Raw genomic sequence first — 207 nt, 5'->3', positions numbered from 1 at the left:
AGTAGGGTGCCGTCGATGATCAGCTGGGCTGTGGGGTCCAGGTCCTCCACCGTCGGCACAGACGTTTGGAGGGCCCGAGCGATCAGGGGCGTGTAGGCACTGATGACGCGGGAGACGGTGGCCTGAGAGACGTTGTAGGCCTCGGCGAGCAGCTCCTGGCACGGGTTGTGGCGCAGGTAGGTCAGGGTCAGGCGCACGCACAGGAAC

1 protein-coding gene is annotated in these 207 nt (G+C 66.2%); it reads right to left on the bottom strand.

Annotation, left to right across the window (positions count from 1 at the left end; translation table 11 throughout):
• Positions 1-207, bottom strand: a 207-nt coding sequence (locus HMPREF2883_RS00350; protein ID WP_176747104.1) for a transposase family protein, incomplete at both ends; no start/stop codon positions are given.

It is taken from the genome of Actinomyces sp. HMSC075C01, assembly GCF_001812965.1.
GTDB classification, from domain to species: Bacteria; Actinomycetota; Actinomycetes; order Actinomycetales; family Actinomycetaceae; genus Actinomyces; species Actinomyces acetigenes.
Note: the sequence above shows the minus strand (reverse complement) of the source record. Positions and strands in the feature narration are given on the sequence as shown.